The organism is Hahella chejuensis KCTC 2396 (assembly GCF_000012985.1).
In the GTDB taxonomy this organism is placed as follows: Bacteria; Pseudomonadota; Gammaproteobacteria; order Pseudomonadales; family Oleiphilaceae; genus Hahella; species Hahella chejuensis.
The window spans coordinates 5,926,378-5,948,922 of record NC_007645.1; the positions used below are offsets into that span (position 1 = coordinate 5,926,378).

Annotated in this window: 18 protein-coding genes; 13 read left to right on the top strand and 5 right to left on the bottom strand. The window is 54.9% G+C overall.

Annotation, left to right across the window (positions count from 1 at the left end; genetic code table 11):
- Positions 1-5: 5 nt before the first annotated feature.
- The gene (locus HCH_RS26060; protein ID WP_011399521.1) at positions 6-440 is read left to right on the top strand and encodes a GNAT family N-acetyltransferase; all 435 of its coding nucleotides are present in this window, start codon (positions 6-8) and stop codon (positions 438-440) included.
- Positions 437-1,237 (top strand): PhzF family phenazine biosynthesis protein, encoded by an 801-nt coding sequence (locus HCH_RS26065; protein WP_011399522.1) that lies wholly within the window; start codon positions 437-439, stop codon positions 1,235-1,237. Before HCH_RS26060 ends, HCH_RS26065 begins: the two co-directional genes overlap by 4 nt.
- Before the next feature lie 57 nt (positions 1,238-1,294).
- Here the strand turns inward: HCH_RS26065 and HCH_RS26070 are convergent, their stop codons facing one another.
- Positions 1,295-1,948 (bottom strand): hypothetical protein, encoded by a 654-nt coding sequence (locus HCH_RS26070; protein WP_011399523.1) that lies wholly within the window; start codon positions 1,946-1,948, stop codon positions 1,295-1,297.
- Positions 1,948-2,493 carry a hypothetical protein gene (locus HCH_RS26075; protein WP_011399524.1) on the bottom strand — a complete coding sequence of 182 codons (546 nt, stop codon included), beginning with the start codon at positions 2,491-2,493 and terminating at the stop codon, positions 1,948-1,950. Before HCH_RS26075 ends, HCH_RS26070 begins: the two co-directional genes overlap by 1 nt.
- 426 nt (positions 2,494-2,919) lie before the next feature.
- On the opposite strand from HCH_RS26075, the gene HCH_RS26080 reads away from it, so the two are divergent.
- Positions 2,920-3,903: an SGNH/GDSL hydrolase family protein gene (locus HCH_RS26080; protein WP_041598942.1), complete on the top strand. Its 984-nt coding sequence runs from the start codon at positions 2,920-2,922 to the stop codon at positions 3,901-3,903.
- Between the two features lie 3 nt (positions 3,904-3,906).
- Here HCH_RS26080 and HCH_RS26085 read toward each other — a convergent pair whose 3' ends face one another.
- Together HCH_RS26085 and HCH_RS26090 are read right to left on the bottom strand one after the other, a co-directional pair.
- A complete protein-coding gene (locus HCH_RS26085) occupies positions 3,907-5,646 on the bottom strand; it encodes a bifunctional protein-serine/threonine kinase/phosphatase (RefSeq protein WP_011399527.1) in 1,740 nt (579 codons plus the stop codon).
- A gap of 61 nt (positions 5,647-5,707) precedes the next feature.
- Positions 5,708-7,180, bottom strand: a complete 1,473-nt coding sequence (locus HCH_RS26090) for a NarK family nitrate/nitrite MFS transporter (RefSeq protein ID WP_011399528.1) — start codon at positions 7,178-7,180, stop codon at positions 5,708-5,710.
- Positions 7,181-7,661: 481 nt separating this feature from the next.
- Between HCH_RS26090 and nirB the strand changes: the two genes are divergently transcribed.
- From nirB to HCH_RS26105, 3 genes are all read left to right on the top strand, one after another.
- Entirely contained in the window at positions 7,662-10,112 is a 2,451-nt protein-coding gene (gene nirB, locus HCH_RS26095; protein ID WP_011399530.1) for a nitrite reductase large subunit NirB, read from the top strand.
- 60 nt (positions 10,113-10,172) lie between these two features.
- Positions 10,173-10,502, top strand: coding sequence for a nitrite reductase small subunit NirD (nirD, locus tag HCH_RS26100; protein ID WP_011399531.1), 330 nt, complete (start codon positions 10,173-10,175; stop codon positions 10,500-10,502).
- Positions 10,503-10,601: 99 nt separating this feature from the next.
- On the top strand, positions 10,602-13,271 hold the full coding sequence (locus tag HCH_RS26105) for a nitrate reductase (protein WP_011399532.1): 2,670 nt from the start codon (positions 10,602-10,604) through the stop codon (positions 13,269-13,271).
- Positions 13,272-13,472: 201 nt separating this feature from the next.
- Here HCH_RS26105 and HCH_RS26110 read toward each other — a convergent pair whose 3' ends face one another.
- On the bottom strand, positions 13,473-13,859 hold the full coding sequence (locus tag HCH_RS26110; protein WP_011399533.1) for an SMU1112c/YaeR family gloxylase I-like metalloprotein: 387 nt from the start codon (positions 13,857-13,859) through the stop codon (positions 13,473-13,475).
- 336 nt (positions 13,860-14,195) lie between these two features.
- Here HCH_RS26110 and HCH_RS26115 point away from each other — a divergent pair, with 336 nt between their 5' ends.
- The 7 genes from HCH_RS26115 (at position 14,196) to HCH_RS26145 (ending at position 22,489) form a co-directional block, all read left to right on the top strand.
- The gene (locus tag HCH_RS26115) at positions 14,196-14,984 is read left to right on the top strand and encodes a substrate-binding periplasmic protein (protein ID WP_011399534.1); all 789 of its coding nucleotides are present in this window, start codon (positions 14,196-14,198) and stop codon (positions 14,982-14,984) included.
- 162 nt (positions 14,985-15,146) lie between these two features.
- The gene (locus HCH_RS26120; protein WP_011399535.1) at positions 15,147-16,760 is read left to right on the top strand and encodes an alkaline phosphatase; all 1,614 of its coding nucleotides are present in this window, start codon (positions 15,147-15,149) and stop codon (positions 16,758-16,760) included.
- Between the two features lie 551 nt (positions 16,761-17,311).
- Positions 17,312-18,073 carry a response regulator gene (locus HCH_RS26125; RefSeq protein ID WP_011399536.1) on the top strand — a complete coding sequence of 254 codons (762 nt, stop codon included), beginning with the start codon at positions 17,312-17,314 and terminating at the stop codon, positions 18,071-18,073.
- Between the two features lie 3 nt (positions 18,074-18,076).
- Positions 18,077-18,439 (top strand): response regulator, encoded by a 363-nt coding sequence (locus tag HCH_RS26130; protein WP_011399537.1) that lies wholly within the window; start codon positions 18,077-18,079, stop codon positions 18,437-18,439.
- Positions 18,440-18,467: 28 nt separating this feature from the next.
- The gene (locus tag HCH_RS26135) at positions 18,468-19,088 is read left to right on the top strand and encodes a chemotaxis protein CheW (protein ID WP_011399538.1); all 621 of its coding nucleotides are present in this window, start codon (positions 18,468-18,470) and stop codon (positions 19,086-19,088) included.
- 178 nt (positions 19,089-19,266) lie between these two features.
- Positions 19,267-20,478 (top strand): ABC transporter substrate-binding protein, encoded by a 1,212-nt coding sequence (locus tag HCH_RS26140; protein WP_011399539.1) that lies wholly within the window; start codon positions 19,267-19,269, stop codon positions 20,476-20,478.
- 49 nt (positions 20,479-20,527) lie between these two features.
- Positions 20,528-22,489, top strand: a complete 1,962-nt coding sequence (locus HCH_RS26145; protein WP_011399540.1) for a methyl-accepting chemotaxis protein — start codon at positions 20,528-20,530, stop codon at positions 22,487-22,489.
- Positions 22,490-22,545 lie beyond the last annotated feature (56 nt).

The following is a 22,545-nucleotide window of genomic DNA, read 5'->3' on the forward strand; positions in this document are numbered from 1 at the left end:
AAAGCTTGCAAACATTGACGTTGCGCAGAGCGGGGGCGGCAGACGCCGCCGCTCTTCTACCCCTGATCGAGCAGCTGGGGTACTCCCTTACCCAGGCCCAGCTCGATCATACTCTTTCTATATTACTCCACGACTCCCACGCGCATTTCATGGTCGCCGCCAGCGACGATAACATCCACGGCTTCATCCAGAGCAATCTCAAGCGCACCCTGATCGCAGGCGGCTATGTTGAAATCGTCAGTCTGGTGGTCGATGAAAGCGTACGGGGACAAGGCGTCGGCGGAATGCTGATCGAATCTGTGAAAGAGTGGGCAAAACAACAGGGAGTATATAAAATTCGATTAGGGTCGCGAATTCATCGGGAGCAGGCTCACCAGTTTTACGAGGGTCTGGGTTTTACCCGCATCAAGACACAACACTGGTTTGAGATCACTTTATGAGTAAGCATCAGTACTTTCAGGTTGACGCATTCACTTCCAACGTATTTTCCGGAAACCCCGCCGGGGTTTGCAGCCTGGATGACTGGCTGCCGGACGACACGCTCTGCAAAATCGCCGCAGAGAACAACTTATCGGAAACGGCGTTCTACGTGCCGCGCACGAATGGCTTCGATCTCCGCTGGTTTACACCGGAGGCGGAAGTGGATTTATGCGGCCACGCCACGTTGGCCACGGCATTCGTCCTTTATGAACTAAAGGGGTTCAAGGGACCTCGCATTCAATTTCATACCCGCAGCGGTACGCTGGAGGTTTCTCCCCACAAGCAGGGCGGCTACGCCATGCTGTTCCCCAGCCGTAAAGGGGAACTGGTTGAACCGGAACAGGCCCTGCTGGAGGCGCTCGGCGGAGTAAAACCGCTGGAAGTGCTTAAGTCCAGGGATTACATGGTCGTGCTGGAAAACGAAGCCGCCGTGCGCGCCGTCTATCCAGACATGCGCATGCTGAAGCTCATCGATTCCCTGGGCGTGATTGTCACCGCCAAAGGCGACAAGGTCGACTTCGTATCCCGCTTCTTCGCCCCCAAAGTCGGGGTGCCGGAAGACCCGGTCACTGGCTCCGCCCACTGCACACTGACGCCATACTGGTCAGAAAAACTGGGCAAGGTGGAACTGACCGCCAGACAAATTTCCCAACGAGGCGGCGAAGTCATGTGCCACTACCGCGGTTCTAACGTACTGCTGGTGGGCCAGGCGCGACTCTATCTTGAAGGCGTGATTAACGTTCCTGGGGAGAGTTGATGGCCCATGTATAGCAGCGCTTGCCAGACAAACCTAAGCGCTGCTTTACTTTCAATATTAACGTCCTCCGAAAAGCCGAAGGGTTTGCTCCAAGTCGCAACTCAAGTACAGAACATAGGGCGCCTCGACTTTGTGAATACTCCATTTCCCTTCACTTATTATTAGCCGTTTGCGCTGATGCCCAAAAAGGGGCCGGCGAAATATTCCGATAGAACATGGCTGACTATCATTATCCGGATTTCTTAAAAAGTCTTCGATGAGACTGTCTTCATCTCTTAAACTAAACGGTAAATCGAAATCAGCTATCACGCCAAAAGCTTTCAATGCACTACACAAATACGAAAGCATGTCGCCAAAAGCTTTTATATTTCTACTATCCATGTATTTTTTTACCGAAACTATGTCAAAGTCTATATAGACATAGCCGACGGACTCTCGCTCAAAAAAAACACAATACTGAGTCCGCTCATTCCATATAAACTCCTGAGAATAACCGTGGTGTTTTTTCAAGAACTCAGTTAGTGGCTCTCCGTCAAGAAACACTTCATCCCCGTGCTCATCAATTACATTTCTATCTTCATCTAATGTGACAGAGTAAATCCCTGGAGTCTTTGAAAACCCTAATGTATAAAGGAGTCGATTCGTTTCACGGCTTAGCTCAACTAGTTTGATATTCGGAACAAGGAAGCACGCTGTTAGCTTAGTATCCATTAGTTAACCACCTCCACTTCAAATCCAGACTTTTCGTACATTTCTTTTAGTTTCTGGTGATCTTCATTTTGTCCATCAATCTTGGCTCTCGGAGGCAAAGATGGGTCAAACAGCTTGGATTGAATATCTCTTAACCGCTTCCTTTGTTTACCTTTCTTCCTGTACTGTTTAGCATTTGTACTCTTAGCCTCACCTATTTGCCTATCTCCAACAACATCTACCTCCTGATCTTGACCACACTTTTTACATTTGTACTCAGCACCTGCACTTACAAGATTCATCTTTGGAAGGTTGTCTTCTATAGCTCTGTTCTCGAACGCATAGCCTCTTTTTTGTCCAGACCTACTCGCCTTATTACCAAGCTTATCTATTAACTCCTTATTAGCTTCAGTGGCTTCTGCAACAGGCGGTTGCGAAATAGCTTCCCAATCATGATCGCAATCTTTTTGGGCTAAATCTGCGTTATCCTCACTACTTGGGCAGGCTCCGTGAATTTTCTCCAAGGAAGATTTATTACCCATCTCTTTCTTAAATTCTTCATCCATTACTTAGAGCACTCCTTACCATCCGTAGAGTTGCCAAACTCATTCCGCTATATGTAATTTGTTTTTGGTTATTAATACAGTATGCAGGTAATCAGCCTAACATTTATTCATTAAAACTTGGATGATGGATTTATTTAAGCGTCTATCCACACCCTACTTTACAAATTCCAGTAGCGGTTTTTACAAAAAAACTGAATAGCGTTCAGTAAAAGAAGTTCTTGTTCTTCATGGTTAATTTCCTCTGAGCCCAGTGATTCCGCGGGATTACCGTCAATCAGCAGTTCATTTCTCATTTCAGGCATAGATCCTGCGATAGGGGAATAACGACTCAGACCTACGCGGAGCGTTGGAGTTGAGATGGTCGGTCGCTGAGAGCCCGGTTTCGGCGGTTGTACGAACAAAGAGAGCTAACTGTAGAAAAATAGGATGAGCATGATGAACATGGTGAAAGGAACCTGGAAACAAACCTTTTTAGCGCCGTTGGCGTGCGCAATCGCCCTGTCGGGCTGTCAATTGAGCGATGATGAAGAGAAGGAGACCTCTGAGTCCCGCCCCTTTAGCGCGCTCTATGTGTTTGGAGATAGCCTGTCTGACACCGGGAATATCGGCGGCTATCTCTCCCTGGAAACGGACCTGCCCTCTCCCTTTTACGACAATCGGATTTCTAACGGTAAGTTGATCGTGGATTACGTGGCGGAATCCCTGAATCTGGAGGTGGAGCCCTCCCTGTATCTGGGTGAAATTACCGACGGAACCAACTACGCCGTGGCCGGAGGACAAGCGGACGCAGATCAGAATATCGATCTGGATTTCCAAGTGGACACCTATATGGAGTATCACTCTGAAGAAGCGTCGCCCAAAGCGCTGTACCTGTTCTTTATCGGCGGCAACGATATCCTTGAACAACGCGGAGAGACCTCTCCGAACAACACCAACGCCCTGAATCTTGCTGCGGACAAAGTCGCCGCGAATGTTCAGGAGGTGATCGACAAAGGCGGGAAAAACATCGTCGTGCTGACGGTCCCGGATGTGGGTAAAACGCCGAAAGTGTTAAAAGAATCAGCGGAGCCCGGACAGGAGGGACGCTCGCAACTGGTCAGCGATCTCACCGTGTACTTCAACAGCCAAGTGGAGTTAAAGCTATCGCAACTGAACATGGGCGATACGAAAGTCACCATGATCAACTCCTATCAGATCGCCCTGGATATCCTCAACAACGCCGCCGACTACGGCTTCACCAACACCACCGACGGCTGTTACGTGACGGAAGATCTGGAGTTCAGCGACATCTGTAGCGAAGAACAGTTCGACAACTTTTATTACTTCGACAACATTCACCCTTCCGGTAAAACCCACCGCCTGATCGGTGAGAAAGTGGCGGCGGAAATCCCTGATCCCGCTGAATCGTGAGCGCTACCGCAACAGGTGCAGCAACCACAGCAAGGTGGCGAGCTGAGTAAGCAGCAGTATCCCGCTTAGCGTGCGCCAGAAGGCCAAAGGATTGCGTTCGACGATGGGCAGCGCGCTATCCGGCATCAGTCGGGAGTTGGGATAAGTCATGTCCTGCAACCATTCGGAAAAGCTGTCGTAGCGACGACGCGGGTCCAGTTGCAGGGCTTTCTTCAAAGCGCCGTCCATCCACACGGGAACCATGGGATTATGATGATAGGCGGGCGTATATTTTAATTTAGCCAACGCCGTCGGCGACGCGGCTTTTTCATAGGCTTCGCCATAAGGCGAATGTCCGGTGAGCATTTCATACCCAATCACCGCTACGGAAAACAGCTCGGAGCGCGTCGTGGCTTTCGCCCCCAACACATATTCCGGCGCACTGTAACTGGCGGTGCCTAACGCCCTTTCCCGCTCAATCGGCAGATACATTTCCTCCACTCCTGGAATACGGCAGGAGCCGAAATCCACCAGCGTCACATGATCGTCATTGCCGATAAGGAGGTTGTCCGGCTTGATATCCTGGTGCAAGGTCTCTTTGCGATGTAACGCCCGCACGCCTTTGACAATCTGTTCCAGAATGCGGGTCACCCGGTGAATATCCGAGCGGGAGTTATCGCGAATCCATCGGGACAAGGGCGCGCCAGGTACGAATTCCGTCAGATAATAAAGACAGCTACGCGCGCGTTTACAGGGAACCAGGCCCGCCACATGGGGATTGTGCACCCGTCGCGCAATCCACTCCTCCATGGTGAAACGTTCGATATAAGCGGGATCATCCACAAAATTGAGAGAGGGCGTTTTCATTACCGCACGCTCCCCAGTCTCCATATCAGTGACCTGATAGACCTGGCTGCGCGCGCTTTCATGCAGAATACGGTCGACGCGATAACCGTCCAGACTCTGCCCGACTTCCAGCGGAGGCGGAAACGGCAGGCGGCTGAGTTCACGGCAACAGGAGTCCGCATCGCGTAAGCCCAGACTGTCCACGCGCAGAATCTGGCAGCTCAGATTGTCATCGCTGCCCGCCTGCAGAGCTGTCTGCAACAGGTCGGCGGCAAGTCCCTGAAAAGGCGTTTGCGCCGCTTCTCGCAGTCGCTCCCGCAACTGACTGTGCGGGACAAAGTCGTGCAGTCCATCCGTGCTCAACAGGAACAAGTCTCCGGCCTGTACCTCCAGAACACGGTAATCAATGTCGAGATTGGGGGAAAACCCCATGGCTCTGGCCAGATACGTGCGCTCCGCATCGACGCGAGCGGTGTGATCCGTCGTGACCTGCTCCAACTCGCCATTTCTGTACAGATAGATGCGACTGTCGCCAACATGAAAGATATGCGCCTGCGTCGACTTCAACACCAGAATGGACAAGGTGCACACGTAACCTTTGTCGTCATTCAGCGTGCGCAGACTTTGCCCGTACAGCCATCGGTTCAACGCCTGCAACACTTTCTGCGCGGCGTTTTTCACCGACCAGGAATCTGGAGTGCAGAAATAATCACTCAGAAAATTGGTCACGCAGGCTTCGCTGGCTTCCTTGCCCGCTTCCGCCGCGCTGACGCCATCCGCGATGACCGCCACAGCGCCTTTCAGTTGCAACGTCTCCCGGTCAGGAATACGTACGCCGATGCAGTCTTCATTGCGAGGCTTTACCCCCGCAATACTGTGTTGGTCAACCGATAGCGACAAATCGCTGGCGAATATCATGCGCCACGAGCCCTGCTGCGAAAATTAAAGTAAGTACGCCGTAGCGGTACGTCTATGTCAATCAGTTCACTTCAATCAACTGGACGCTGCCGTCTTCGCCTACTTCCACCATATGCCCTTCCGGTTCCTCCAGAAACTGCACCGCGAGGAAACATACCGCCGCCGCCCCGGCGATAGCCACAAAGAATGTGGAGGCGTCGACAAACGAATACACCGTCAGGAAAGTCACGCCGCCCACATTGCCGTAGGCGCCAGCCATACCTGCGATCTGACCTGTCATACGACGCTGCACCAAGGGCACCATGGCGAACACGGCGCCTTCCCCCGCCTGCACAAAGAAGGAACACAGCATGACCGCCGCCACCGCCGCCGGGATCATCCAGGCTGAAGAAATCTGACTCAGCAGCAAGTATCCCACCGCCAGGCCCGCAATCAGAATAGACAAGGTTTTCTTGCGGCCAAAGCGATCCGACAACAGACCGCCGCCAGGACGGGCCACCAGGTTCATCAGGGCGAAAGCGCCCCCCAACAGACCCGCCTGCACTGGCGACAGGCTAAAGGTTTCCATGAAAAAAGCAGGCAGCATCGACACCACCGCCAACTCTGATCCAAAGGTCACGAAATAGGCCCAATCCAGCACCGCCACCTGCTTAAACTTATAGCGCTGCATTTCCGGCACGCCCTGCTTCAGACGCTCATGATTGACGTTGTAGATCTGCCAGAACTGAATGAGGAACAACACGCCCAATCCCACCCACAACATCAGCGCCGTGGCGTCGGATAACAGCCCCAGGCCCGCAGGCGATAACTTCCAGGTCAACACCGCCAAAGCGATGTACATGGGCAGATTCATGGCGATGTAAAACCAGAAGTCTTTCCAGGAACTGACTTCCAATCCGCCGCTCTTCTTGGGTTTGAAATAGGTGGAGCCTTTCGGCGTATTGCGGACCTTGCGATAGAACAGCATTCCATAAAAGAAAGCGACCACGCCGGTGGTGGCGATGGCATAGCGCCATCCGTCATCGCCGCCATAGAGATAAGCGGCGACCGCAGGCAATGTCCAGGCCGCCGCCGTAGAGCCGAAATTGCCCCAGCCGCCGTATACGCCTTCCGCCACGCCGACAGTTTTCGCCGGAAACCACTCTCCCACCAGACGAATGCCGATGACGAACCCGGCGCCGATAAATCCACACAGAAAGCGGAATAGCGCGAGCTGCTCAAAACTGGTGGAAAACGCGAATCCCCAACATAAGAAAGCGGAAATCATCAACAACAGGCTGTATACCGCGCGGGGGCCGAACTTATCCACCAACATGCCGATGACGATGCGAGCGGGAATGGTCAGCGCCACGTTCAAAATCAGCAGCGCTTTCCACTGCTCGTTGGTCATATTGAAGGCTTCCACGATGAACGGCTTCATCGGGGCATGGGAAAACCACATCACAAAAGTTAGGAAAAACGCGAACCAAGTGTAATGCAACGTTCGGACGCCCCCCTGGGACAAATCCAGAATGTTCAATTTATCGGATGACATAAATCTTCCTGTCTTATTTGGCAGTTGAGTTCTAGTAGAAAAGCATTCACTAGAACTACAAAAGCTGTGCCAACCACTCAAAATGGCCCATTCAAGCCCTTCAACGCTTTTTCCAGCCACCGCGACGCTACCGCCAATAAGCAAAATTACCTTTAGATATCAAACAACTAAATTTATTACGCCCATCGTTAGGTTTTTTCATCGCCACAGAACGCACCAGTTAAGCGCACAACAGAATCATGCGATCGCACCAAATTAATCACTCTTGTTGGGCGCCATCTGAAATTAGCGCACTTTTTTAGAACAAAACTTGGTCGTGAATCCGCACCATTCGCAGGCAAACTTCCTCGAAACGCATCGAAAATCACTTTTTATCTCTTTAATTACAGTCACTTAAAAACAACGAGATTTCGATTGGCGCCATTCATGCTCTACCACCGTCAATTAGCCTGTAGCGGATTCAGCGAGCTGGAGAAGGTCCATGAAAGAAAAATTAGTCGTCGTCGGAAATGGAATGGCTGGAATGCGGACGGTCGAGGAGTTACTCAAAATAGCGCCGGATAAATACGACATCACCGTGTTCGGATCAGAGCCCCACGGCAATTACAACCGCATCATGTTGTCGCCATTGCTGTCTGGAGAAAAGACGCTCGAAGACATCATGATCAACGACATGGAGTGGTATAAAACCCACAACATCACCCTGCATGCCGGATGGGAAAAGCGTGCGCAGAAAGTGGACCGTCGCAACAAAATCGTTTATGCGGCGGACGGAACAGAGGCGGCCTACGACAGGCTGTTGCTGTCCACCGGCTCCAACCCTTTCATTATTCCTGTACCAGGCAAAGACCTGAAAGGCGTCATCACCTTCCGTGATATTTCCGATGTGGACACCATGCTGTCCGCCGCCAAATCCAAACAGCACGCCATTGTGATCGGCGGCGGCCTGCTCGGTCTGGAAGCCGCCAACGGCCTGCTGAAACACGGCATGGACGTCACCGTGGTGCATAACCTGGAAATACTGATGAACCGCCAGTTGGACGGACCTTCCGCCCGCTTTCTGCAGGCGGCTTTGGAAGAACGCGGCATGAAGTTCCGCATGTCCGCCAACACCTCTTGCCTGGAAGGCGATGAACACGGCTACGTCAAAGCCATCAAGTTCGACACTGGCGAAACGCTGCCTGCGGATATTGTGGTGATGGCGGTGGGCATTCGTCCCAATACCGAACTGGCTCAATCCTGCGGCCTGTATTGCGAGCGCGGGGTCGTGGTCAACGACACCATGCAAACCTTCGATCCCAGCATCTACGCCATTGGCGAATGTGTGCAGCATCGGGGCGAATTATTCGGTCTGGTGGCGCCGATCTGGGATCAGGCTAAAGTCTGCGCCAACCATCTGGCGGGATACGGCATCGGCATCTACAAGCAGAAAGAGGTCTCCACCAAGCTCAAAGTTACTGGCATCGATGTGTTCTCCGCCGGCAATTTCCTCGGGGACAACGATAGCGAAAATATCGTGTTTCAGGACCCGAAACGCGGTGTCTATAAAAAAGTGGTGGTCAAAGGCGACAAAATCATCGGCTCCGTGATGTTCGGCGATACCGGCGACGGCTCCTGGTACTTCCAGCTGATGCGCGACAAAACCAACATCAGCGACTTCCGCGACACCCTGCTTTTCGGTCAGCACCTGGTGGGCGACTCGGGGCGCCAAGGCATCAGCGCCGTGGCGGAACTGCCTGACGACACGGAAATCTGCGGCTGTAACGGGGTTTGCAAAGGCGATATCGTCAAGGCCATCACCGACAACAAGCTCTTTACCCTGGACGACGTGCGCGCCGCTACCAAGGCGTCCGCTTCCTGCGGTTCCTGCACCGGTCTGGTGGAGCAGATTCTGGCGGTGACCGTAGGCGGCGATTACAGCACCGCTCCCAGTGAAAAGCCGCTCTGCAAATGCACCAGCTACGGCCATGACACCGTGCGCAAAACTATTGTCGACAATGGCTTGAAAACCTTTCACGAAGTGGCCGCTTTCATGGAGTGGGACAAACCCGACGGCTGTCACGTCTGTCGCCCGGCTATTAACTATTACCTGGTTTGCGCCTGGCCGGACCAGAAAGTGGACGATCCGCGCTCCCGCTTCATCAATGAACGGGTGCACGCCAACATCCAGAAAGACAACACCTACAGCGTCGTGCCGCGCATGTGGGGCGGCCTCACCACCCCCAACGAACTGCGCGCCATCGCCGACGCGGCGGACAAATACCAAGTGCCCTGCGTCAAAGTCACCGGCGGCCAGCGTATTGACCTGCTGGGCGTCAAGAAAGAGGACCTGCCCCATATCTGGAAAGACCTGAACGACGCCGGCATGGTGTCCGGCCACGCCTACGGCAAAGCCTTGCGCACTGTGAAAACCTGCGTCGGTTCAGAGTACTGTCGCTTCGGCACCCAGGATTCAACCGGCATGGGCGTCAAACTGGAGAAGATGACCTGGGGCTCCTGGACGCCGGCCAAAGTGAAAATGGCGGTATCCGGTTGCCCGCGCAACTGCGCGGAAGCCACTATCAAAGACTTTGGCGTCGTCGCAGTGGACTCCGGCTGGGAGCTATACGTGGGGGGCAACGGCGGCATGAAGGTGCGCGTCTCCGACTTCCTGGTCAAAGTGTCCACCATGGATGAAGTCATGGAGTACGCCGGCGCGCTGATGCAGATGTACCGGGAGCAAGGACATCACAACGAGCGCACCGCACCCTGGGTCGAGCGGGTTGGCCTCAGTTACGTCAAATCCGAACTGGTGGACAATCCGGAGCAGCGCAAGGCGTTCCACGCCCGCTTTCTGGAGTCGCAAAAACTAGCGCAGATCGATCCCTGGGCGGAACGGGCCGCTCAAGGCGTGGAGAAGCAGGAGTTCATCCCTCTCACGCAATTGAACTGAGTCGCACTAACAATCAAAACGTGAATACTCCCGAGACGTAAGACAGAAGAGATATCAGCTATGACACAGTGGATCGAGGTAGGCAGTCTTGAAGAAATACCACGCCTGGGCGCCCGCGTAGTGCAGTCCCGCTTCGGCGACCTGGCGGTGTTTCGCACCAAGGACGACAAAGTGTTCGCCCTGCGCGACAAATGCCCCCATAAAGGCGGCGCCTTGTCCCAGGGAATCGTCCATGGCGACAACGTCACCTGCCCGCTGCACAACTGGGTGATCAGTCTGCAGAGCGGCGAAGCCCAGGGTTATGACACCGGCTGTACGCGCAGGTTTCAGGTGCGCATGGAAGGACAGCAGATTTTCGTGGCCCTCACCGCCACGGAAGAGAGCGATTGAGAATGGTGAGCTTGGGGACGCTTTTCCCATTGAAACGGCGGGACCGCACTCCCCGCCGCGGTTTCGCCGTTTCACCCTTTTTGCATCAGGCCCGAGTTTATGACTTCTAATCGCACTCTACACACCACTTGCGCCTACTGCGGCGTGGGTTGTGGCATCCAGGCGGTCGTGACGGACGCCGCAACCCGGCAGATCCACATTCAGGGCGACCGCAACCACCCCGCCAACTTCGGACGCTTGTGCTCGAAAGGCGCCGCACTGGCGGAAACGCTGACCTTGCACGGCCGGTTGTTAAACCCTGAAATTAACGGGGAAACGGTATCCTGGGACGCCGCCCTGGATCTGGCGGCGGAGACGCTGAGCGCCACGGCGCGTGAGCATGGCCCTGAGTCCGTGGCGTTCTATCTTTCGGGACAGTTGCTGACGGAAGACTATTACGTCGCCAACAAACTGATGAAAGGCTTCATTGGTTCCGCCAACGTAGACACCAATTCACGCCTGTGCATGTCTTCCTCCGTCGCAGGCCACAAACGCGCTTTCGGCGCGGATGTCGTACCGGGATGTTACGAGGACCTGGAGCAGGCCGACCTGATTATCCTGACCGGCTCCAATACCGCCTGGTGCCATCCTATCCTGTATCAACGCATCAAAGCCGCCAAACAGCAGCGCCCCCAGATGAAAGTGGTAGTGATCGACCCGCGTCGCACCGCCACCTGCGATATCGCCGACCTGCACCTGCCACTGCAGCCAGGCTCTGATGCGTGGTTATTCAACGGTCTGTTGGCATACTTGGCGCGTCTGGGCGCGCTGGACTACGAATACTTGGAACAACATACCGAGGGCTTTGGCGTCGCCATCAAAGCCGCGCGCGCCGCCGAAACTGCGGATATCCCGTCGGTGGCCCGCCATTGCGGACTGAAAGAGGGCGAAGTGGCGGCGTTTTACGACTGGTTCCGCAAAACGCCGAAAACAGTGACGGCGTACTCTCAAGGGGTGAATCAATCCAGCAGCGGCAGCGACAAGGTCAACGCCATTATCAATTGTCATCTGGCTACCGGCCGCATCGGGCAGCCGGGAATGGGGCCACTCTCTCTCACTGGCCAACCCAACGCCATGGGTGGCCGCGAAGTGGGCGGTCTGGCTAATCAGCTCGCAGCGCATATGGACTTCACCTCGGATAACGTAGAGAGAGTCGGCCGCTTCTGGAACGCCACCCGCATGGCCAGCCAGCCCGGCCTGAAAGCCGTGGACCTGTTCGACGCCGTGGCGGACGGCCGCATCAAGGCGATCTGGATCATGGGCACCAATCCAGTTGTCAGCATGCCGGATGCGGACAAGGTCGCCCAGGCGCTGTCCCGCTGCGAAAACGTGATCATCTCCGACTGTATCCGCCGCACTGACACCACGGAATACGCCAACATCCTGTTGCCAGCGCTGGGCTGGGGCGAAAAAGACGGAACCGTCACCAACTCCGAGCGCCGCATCTCCCGCCAGCGCGCACTTCTAACGCCTCCCGGCCACGCCAAACCGGACTGGTGGATCATCAGCGCCGTCGCCCAGCGCATGGGTTTCGGCGCAGCCTTCAATTATCGCAATAGCCGGGATATTTTCATTGAGCACGCCGCTTTATCCGGGTTCGAAAATACGCCGGAGCAAACACTGCGGGCTTTCGATATCTCCGCCCTGGAAATCCTGACTGACGCTGAGTACGACGCCCTTGAGCCAATCCAGTGGCCGGTTAACGCCGCCACGCCGCAAGGCGCAGCCAGACTGTTTCAGGACGGTGGTTACTACAGCCCGAGCCGCAAAGCGTTGCTGTCGCCCATTACGCCTCAGCCGCCGCGAGGAAAGCTGGATGAGAACTATTCCTTCGCTCTCAACACCGGCCGCATCCGCGATCAGTGGCACACCATGACCCGCACCGCTCTGGCCCCGCAACTGAATGCCCATATTTCCGAACCCTATTGCGATATGCATCCGCAAGACGCGGAACGTCTCGGTTTCGAGCAAAACGATCTGGTCAGGATTCGCTCCCGTCATGGCGTTATGATCGCCAGAGCCCATATCACCGACGAGCAAGCACCCGGGCAGCTGTTCGTCCCCATGCATTGGACGGCGCAATACAGCGCGGTGGGACGGGTCGGCGCGTTGGTCAATCCTGTTACCGACCCGTACTCCGGGCAACCGGAAAGCAAGCATACTCCTGTGGCGCTGGAGCGCTTTGAGGCGGCTTGGCACGGGTTTATTTTCGCCCGGGAAGAATTAAATCTGGAAGGCGCGCCTTACTGGACCAAGATTCGCGGAACCCGCTTTTATCGTTATGAGCTCGCCGGGGCCGCGCCTATTGAGGATTGGAGCCAATGGGCGCAATCCCTGCTGAGCGCGTCCGATCAGAGTGAGAGCGAGTGGCTGGAGTATCAGGATAGCGCGACAGGCAAGTACCGCAGCGCCTGCTTTACTGGCGACCGTCTGACGGCATGTCTGTTTATCGGCCCTACGCCGGATTTGCCGGAACGCTCCTGGTTGGCGAGCCTGTTCGACCTGGAGGCGCTGACCCACAATGACCGTCTGGGCCTGCTCGCCGGCGTTCCGCGCTCCGACGCCGCTCATGCCGGCCGCACCATCTGCGCCTGTTTCGGCGTGGGGGAAAACACCCTGCGCCAGACTATTCGAGAAAAAGGACTACAGACGGTGGAAGCGATTGGACAATGCCTGAATGCGGGCACCAACTGCGGCTCCTGTATTCCTGAGCTGCAAAAACTGCTGTAACGCTTCCCATTGGAGGGGAAGCCATATTTGTCCGGCGAGAAATTCGGTTTAGGACGAAGTTCGATTTGAGGAGAAGCAAAAGCAACGACCCTTGCTCCTCTGCGTTTGGGAGCCTTCGCGCTCCCTTTTTTAACCTGCCGCGAATTTTAACCTGCCGCGAACCTGACTTGTCCACTTTCCATCCATCTCCACCCCACACACTCAGGCTTCATATAATTCCAGCGGCAAATCATCGGGATCGGCGAAGAAAGTGAAACGCTTACCGGTATATTCATCCACCCGGATATCCTCCACCGCCACGCCCTGGGACTCCAGATAAGCCTTGGCTTCCTCCACCGATGGCGTGACAAAAGCCAGATGCCGCAAACCGCGCGCTTCCGGATAACTGGGTCGGGGCGGCGCATCGGGAAAGGAAAACAGTTCTACCTGAGAGCCGTCCGGCAACTGCAGATCTAATTTGTATGAATTTCGTTGCGCACGGAAGTTCTCAGCCAGGATTTTCAACCCCAGCACCTCCGTATAAAAACGTTTTGACGCCCTATAGTCCGAACAAATAATGGCGGCATGATGAATGGCGGTGAGTTTCATTTATCGCGAAATCCCAAAATAGAATGTCAGACAAGCCCGTTATTCTCGCGACTTTACCGACGCTTTTCAAAACTCCCGCAACCAGGCGTATTCCCGCGACGTCCTCAACCGGAAGCGCCCTGTCGCCCCCGTGGCGAAAATCTAACGCTTATCCCTCGCATTTCATTCAAGGTAACACTGTGTAACTTATCCCCAACAAGCCCTTGCCATTAGACTTACATCAGCTAACATGTCGAAATAAATAATAAAATCAGCGTATGTGCAGAATAATAACCCGATCTAAAAACAGAGCCTGCTAAGACACAATCTGTATTCACTTTCCCATAAGGAAAACATATGTCGACATACAATGCCTTCAGAGCGCTGGCGCTTTTTCTTACTACTCTCTTCGTTTCCAATCTCGCCGCCGCGCAAACAGATATCGTCTTCTGTAGCGACAACAACTACTGGTATCCGTTCACCTACGTAGACGAACAAGGCGAAGCCGCAGGCATGCATGTGGACATCGTGAAAAAAGCCGCCGACAGCCTGGGCTATAAAGTCGAATTCAAACCCATGCTGTGGCAGGAATGCCTGGATTCCGCCCGCGGCAACCTGGTGCACGGCGTCGTTACCGCCTCCTACAAAAAAGAGCGCGCGGAGTTCATGAACTATCCCGCCGACGCCGCTACCGCGCAACGCTCCGCCTCACGGGTGGCGCAAGTGGAATATATTGTAGTGGTCTCCAGCGACGCCAAATACGAATTCAAGGGCGACCTCAATACGCTGCCGGAACCGGTGCGCGTGGCCCGCGGTTACTCCATCGTCAGCACGCTGCGGGAATCCAACCGGCGCATATACGAAAGCCAGACCGGGGAACTGCGCAACATCGAAAAGCTGGCCAAGCTGGGAAGCGGTTCGGTGATCACCACCCCGGAAGTTTACCAGCACCTGATGCGGCAGGCGGAATACAAAACCAAGCTGAAATCCGACCTCAACCCCCTCAGCAGTAAATCCTACCATCTTACTTTCGCCAAAGGCTCTCCCCTCACTACTGCGGAACAGACCGCCATCTGGAAAGAGATTTCGCGTCTGCGGGACGACCCTGAATACATGAGCGCACTGACGGCCAAGTATCTGAAATAAAAGACCCCGATCAACTCGCATTCGGGTCGACAGGGATAATGTCACCCCGATGCGGGTATGCTGTGACCGGATCAAAAGAATTGGGCGATAACAACAAAAACGCCTGACTAAAGGGGCGCAAGCTCCATTATCACATCAATCGACTATGCAATAAGGAAGTCTATGCTAAGAAGAATACATTCTTGGAAATTATTGGCCAGCGCAGCAGCAATTTCGGCCTTGATGGCGGGATGTCAGTCCACCATGGACAAGAAAACCACCGCCAACGAACCGGAAGTTAAAAACGTGATCATGATGATCGGCGACGGCATGGGGCCGCAGCAGATCGGATTGTTGCACGAATACGCCGTCAATGCGCCGGACTCCATTTACCGCGGTCAGCTCACCGGCATGCAGAAGTTCATGGACGCCGGCGTTCTGGGTCTGTCCCGCCACACTCCCGCTTACAATCTGGTTGTCGACTCCGCCTGTTCCGCCACGCAATTGGCCACTGGCGAGCCTGCGCCTTCCGAGGTCATTGGCGTGGATAAAGTAGGCGACCACGTTGAGACCGTACTGGAGAAAGCCAAGCGCATGGGTAAATCCACCGGCCTGGTGTCCGACACCCGTCTGACTCACGCCACTCCCGCGTCTTTCGCCGCTCACCGTGCGCATCGCTCCATGGAGAACCAGATCGCGGAGGACATGCTGGCCAATCAGGTGGACGTCATGCTATCCGGCGGTCTGCGTCACTGGCTGCCCAAGTCCGTGAACGACAAAGGCGACCTGTATCACCAGTTGGAGAAGCAAACCGAAGGCGCCGTGCAATTGAAGTCCAAGCGTAAGGACGACAAAAACCTGCTGGCGGAAGCCGACTCCATGGGATATCAGCTGGCGTTCAACCGCCATCAGCTGGACGCCGCCAAGGGCGATAAGCTGTTGGGCCTGTTCAACTACTCCGGCATGATGAACGGCATCCGTTACACTCACAGCAAAGACGATCCCAAGCGCACCGAACCGACTCTGAAAGAAATGACCATGAAGGCGCTGGACATTCTGTCCCGCAACGAAAAGGGATTCTTCCTGATGATCGAAGGCGGCCAGATCGACTGGGCGGGCCACGACAACGACGCGGGCACCATGCTGCATGAGATGCTCAAGTTCGACGAAACCATCAACTACGTTTACGAATGGGTGAAGAACCGTCAGGACACATTGGTCATCATCACCGCCGACCATGAAACCGGCGGCTTCGGCTTCAGCTATTCACGCTCCGACATCCCCGAAGGCGAACCGCTGAACGGCGAAGCGTTCAAAGAGGCGGCCTACGCGCCTAACTTCAACTTTGGTTCATTCGAGACTTTGAGCAAGCTGTACCAGCAAAAAATGAGCTTCCCGGATCTGTTCGCTCAGTACGACGGCGACAAACAGTCCCCAGAAGCACTCATGAAACTGGTGAACGCCAACAACGCCTTCCCTATCACCCTGGAGCAGGCCAAGGCGGTTCTGGAGCAAGAGCCTAACTACTTTCAGGTAGACGGCCACGACTACCTGAGCGCCAAGATGTTCCCGAAAGTGAATGACTTCAAGTCGTTCTACGTGTACGGCCAGGAAGTGCGCCATGACCTGTTGGGTCGCGCCATGGCCGAAAGCCAGAACATCGTCTGGGCCACCGGCACTCACACCAGCACGCCTGTGCCTGTTGTAGCGTTTGGTCCCGCCAGCGCGACTGAGGGCTTCTCCAAGATGCTGCACCATACTGATATCGGGCAACTGGCCAAGAGCGCGATTCACTAATTCGCGCTGAGGTTGATAAACCGATAAGGGGACTCTGGGTCCCCTTTTTCATGCGCCTTCTCCCATTTTTCTCCCCAGAGATAAGGCTTTTCCGAGATTCATTTTCGCTTCTCGGCGTCGCTCGCTTGTTCCCGGCGAACGCTAAAAGCCCTCTTCCAAACCTCATTTTCGGGCGAAATCCTGTATTTAATTTTGCAAAGTTTTTCACCGCAATGTACGGCGAATTTGGGCGATTTCTCACCCGCCGTTTTTCTTTACCTTCTCGACTGAAGCAAAATCAAACGCTTAGCTGCATACGTGAATACGGACACGCTTTCACTATTCGTAACAATTTTCCCTCTCCAATTACATCACGCAATGGGAACCGCGAACTAGAACGTCAATTTATCGACGTTTATTACTATTGTTTACGAGCATGTTTTTGACAAATTTAACATTCATTCCAATAATCCAGGCAACAGTGATTAGTTTTTAATCACATCGAAGCAGTTCACTTAGTCGTTTCGTAATCAGACCCAAAGGAAAGACCGCAAGGTCGAGGAGAGGGTTTCATGGACAAGATTATTATTTCGCATGTGGGGCTAATGGAGAAAGACTTGGTCCTGCTTCGAAATCTGTCTCATCTGGACGAAACATGGTTTGGAAACTTCCAGCTGGCCAGTGAGCCCGGAACCATGGAAGGTCAGATACTACTGGTGGATGTCGATAAGCCAGAAAGCCGCAGCCTTTGGCAAAGAATGAAGGCGGCTACCCACTTCGAGAAAACCATCGTCATCAGTCGCAGCAAACAGCCTGTCGACGATGGCGCGATCCATCTGACCCGTCCCCTGATTTTTCGTCGCCTGCGCGAGGCATTGCAGCAGGCCACGCAATCGGACCAACAAGAAGCGAAGACCCACGTAAAGAACATTCTCGTTGTCGACGACAACTTGCCGGTGCGCACCTTCATGAAACAGAAGTTGCACGAAATCCTGGATTTCGAAGCCGGCGTGGATGTGGCGGAAAGCGGAGAAGAAGCGCTGCTGAAGGTGCGCGACTGCCGCTACGACCTGGTGTTCATGGATGTGATGATGCCTGGCATGGATGGTTATCAGGCTTGCCGCTCAATCAAGCAACAAGTGAAAACCAAAGTGGTGATGCTGACCAGCAAATCATCCACGTTAAACCGCGTCAAAGCAAAAATGTCCGGGTGCGACGGTTATATCACCAAGCCCCCGGAAGACCGGGAACTGGCGGAAGTCGTACGCCGCTATCTCGGCGCAACCAAAACGGAAACGCTCATATTTCCACAATTAGCAGCTCTAGGGAGATAACCTATGAACAAGAAAGTACTTATCGTCGATGACAGCGAAACCGATCTGAAACATCTGGAGCAGATCGTCTCCGGCGCCGCCTATCAAACGGTGACCGCCCGTTCCGGCGAAGAAGCCATCAGCAAGGCGCGCAAAGAAAAGCCCAGCCTGATTCTGATGGACATCATCATGGGCGACATGGATGGATTCAGCACCTGTCGGGAAATCGCCCAGGACCCGGAGCTGTCCAAAATTCCGGTGGTGTTCGTCTCCAGTAAAAACCAGAAGGTGGACCACATCTGGGCGGCCAAGCAAGGCGCCAAGGCGCTGGTGTCCAAGCCTTACAAGAACGAAGAAATTCTAAGTCAACTCCACAGCTACGCCTGAAGCCGATTCAGGGACGAGGTGAGACGCCATGAACAGCGTGTCAATCCCGGTAGAGAGCAAGCGAATACTGCGGCCTTCCGAAGCCTTCGCCCTGCTCCGGCAAATTAACGCGGAAACCCGGGAGGAAGTCCGCGAAAATCAGGCCACCGCATGGTTCGCCCTGCGGCTGGCCGTCAAGGAAGTCGACGCGGAAACGGCTGATCAGGGCAACCTGGGCCTGCTGATTCGCGAGGACTGCTACAAGGAGCTGCTGGAGTCCCCGGAAATCTGCCCGGTCCCTTACGCTCCCAAGTGGTTAAGCGGCTTCGTAAATGTCCGCAGCCAGGTAACGCCGGTTGTCGACCTGGAGATATTTTTCGGCCTGCGCGAAGACGCTGAAGCCATCGCGCAGCAACGTAAAGTCGTGCAGCGGACCAGCCCCTCTTACCTGCTGTATTTCGATCAGGGGCAGGAATCCTTCGCCATTAAAGTGCGTCGTTTTCCCAACAAGCTGATGATGACGGCGGACGAGCGCATGACTCAGCCGCCGCCCCTTTCCAACGCTCTGATGGCCTGCGTCAATGCGGTCTACAGACAGAACGGCATTTGGTGTGAATGGAATCTGGAAACATTCAAAAGGAGGCTGACCGATATGCTGAGCACGAGTTAAGCCTTACCCCGATAGACAAGCCTGTCAGCGATAGCAGTAAACATCCGCCCCTCAAGGCGCAGGCTAAACCCTGGTTGCTTAAACGGAATTTCCGGGAAAGTCAGGACCGGAGAGGGTGGGCTACGCCCCAAAACCCACTTCGGAAGCGTTATTAAAAGGAGTCCCATGGGAGGATAACATGAGAAAGACCATCTCACTCTTATTCGGTCTGGCCCTGAGCCAACTTGTCGCCGCACAATCACCCGGCGTCTATGGAGATCGCATTGTCGTCGGCGGCGTACTGGACCTGGAGGGTCAGTCCCGCGGTCTGGGCCTGAACATGCGCGACGGCGTGCTCGCGGCGTTCGAAGGCGTCAGCATCAAAGGCAGACGGCTTGAATACGTCACCCTCAACGATTCATACACCCCAGACCTGACCGTTGAGCAGATCAACCGTCTGATCCGGGACGGCGTGTTCGCCATGATCGGCAATGTCGGCACCCCGACCGCACAGGTGGCGCTGCCAATCCTCGCCGATAACAAAGTGCCCGCCGTCGGCTTCTTTACCGGCGCAGGTCTGCTGCGTCCCGGCGTTGGCGACGTCATCAACTTCCGCGCCAGCTATGTGCAGGAAACCGCCAAGGTCATCGAACAAGGTTTCCGCGCGGGTCTGCAAGCCTCCGAAATCTGCGCGTACGTGCAGAACGACGCCTATGGCATGGCGGGAGTGGAAGGCATCAAACTGGCGCTGCAAAACAACGTGCGTTCCCGCGACATCGTGGAAAAGCTGGACACTATCCTGGCCAAATCCGGCGACTCGCCTGAGCGCAACGGCATCGGCCCTGTCGGCGTTTATCAACGCAACACCCTGACTTCCCGCGCCGGTTTCGAATCACTGAAAGAATGGGAAAAAGCCAGCAACAGCCGCTGCCGCCTGGTGGTTACAGTTGGCACTTACAACGCGATTGGCCGCTTCGCCGCCTATTCCAAACAGCGTGGCGAAGACTGGCTGATCAGCGCGGTATCCTTCACCGGCGCGGAAAACCTGCGCGACACCCTGGACCGCTTCGGCGTGACGGACAAAGTCATTCTGACCCAAGTGGTGCCTGACCTGGAATCCGACCTGCCTATCGTAAAAGAAGCCAGATCAGCGCTCGGCGAACGCCTGAACGTGGTAAGTCTGGAAGGCTATATCGTCGGCAAGATGTTCGTGGCCATCATGCAAAGCATAAAAGGCGACCTGACCCGGGAAAGCTTTGTGCGCGCCACCCGTAACGCGGAGTTCAACATCGGCGGCGTCGCTCTCGACTTCCGCGGCGACAATCAGGGATCGGACTTGGTGACGATGACTTACTTCAACAACAAGTCCTATCTCCCCATAGAAGGCTCGCAACTGGCCAGATTGTTCTGAATGGCATGAAGCAACGGGTTATACAGGCTCGATAAGCAGGAGCATTATCATGAAATTGAACCGTACTTTTTCTCTCAGCAAACTCAGCGTAGGACAACGACTGCTGTCGCAAACGCTGGTTATGGCGTTAACGCTGGTGATCATCGGATCTCTGGCTTTCTTCGCCCTGACTTACGCCAGAAACTCATCCGAGAAACTGCATAATCAGGTCAACGAAACATCACGGTTGACGCACTTGATCAACACCTTGCAGGAAGGCATGGTGGACACCATCAACAGTCTGAACACCGGTGTCGTCACCTGGGCGGACGCTGACGCCAGACTGGCGTTGGCCCGTAAACAGTTTGAAGCTGACTGGCAGGCTTTAAGCGCCTCCACCAGTTCCCAGGCCGGCGAACAGCAGTCCGCCTTCGCCGACATGCAGAGAACCGTCTCCGGCGTATTCGCCGCCTTCGATCAGTTCAAAGCCATGGGCGGCAACCAGTCCCGCGCCGACTTGGAGCTGTTCCTGTTGAACGACTTGTCTGAGTTCATCGGGCCCTTCAACGACGCGTCCACGGCTTATGCAGACCAGTTAACCCAACAAGCGCAGATCGCGTTTGAAACCTCCGAAGGCGTATTGAATATCGCCCTGATCGCCGGTTCCGCCATCATTCTGCTGAGCTTGGGCGGCGCTATCGGTCTGTCGCAATACATCCGTCGCTCCATCCTGCGTCCGGTCAACGTCATCGCGGAAACCGTGGACAAGGTCAAACAAGGCGACTCCGAAGCCCGTACTGCGCTCACTGGCACCGACGAGCTGGTGACGCTGGGCCAGGCCCTCGACCAGCTGCTGAACGAGAAAGTGGCGACACTGATCCGCATCGAGAGAGAGAACGAAGTCCTCAACAACTCGGTTATCGAGCTGCTGGAAGGCACCTCCAAACTCAGCGACCGCGATCTCACCACCAAACTGATCGTACGCGAAGACATTACTGGGCCGGTTGCGGACGCCTTGAACCTGGTCACCAAGGAAACCTCCGAAGCCTTGGGCAAAATCCGCTACGTCAGTAACCTGGTCAGCGCCTCCAGCGTCATGGTGGATGAACAGACCCGCAAGGTTGTCGGCGTCGCCGATCAAGAGCGGAAACTGATCGAGCAGACTATCCAGAAACTGGATGGCGTCGCCAAACACATGGCGCAAATCGCCAAGTGGTGTCAGTCCTGTAACCAGATCGCGCAAAGCGCCTCTTCTTCTACCGACAAAGCCTATGAGGCGGTAGGAAACACGGTCGAGAGTATGGATGAAATCCGCGACTCCATCAGCGAAACGGAAAAACGCATCAAGCGTCTGTCAGAACGTTCGTTGGAAATCAGCGGCATCATCGACATCATCAACAGCATCGCGGAACGTACTCACGTACTGGCCTTGAACGCCAGTATGCAGGCGGCGGCGGCAGGTGAAGCCGGTCGCGGATTTGCGGTGGTTGCGGACGAGGTGCAGCGTCTGGCGGAAAGCTCACGTAACGCCACCTCTCAGATCAGCAGCTTGATTCGCAATATCCAGACCGAAACGGCGGATGCGGTGGACACCATGAACAACAGTATCACCCAGGTGGTCAACGGTTCCAAACGCGCCACCCAGGCCGGCTCTCAGATGCAGGAAACCCAGAAGACCACTCGCGAGCTGGTAACAGCGGTAGAAAAAATAGCGCAGAACTCTCTGGCCCAGGCCAAAGAAACCCAGAATGTGTGTCAACAAACCGGCGAAATCGAAGCCAGCACCCGCGTCACCGACATGGAGCTGAAACGCCAGTCCCTGCACACAGAAAGACTGCGCACCGCCTCTGGCGTTCTGCAACAAACGGTGGAGTTGTTCACCTTGCCGGCTTCCGTATCCACCAATATCCGGATACCGGAGCTGTCTACCGAGTCGCTGGAAACCAGCGCCTCTACGCCAAGCAAGCTGATGATTCCAAGCGCGGGCGCTCCGGCGAAAGAAGAGCCGGGACGCCTCAAGCAGGCCAGCTAGAAGGCAGGAGGATTGCGGCTGGCGTTATCGCAGGATGCGCCAGCCGCCGGGAAAAG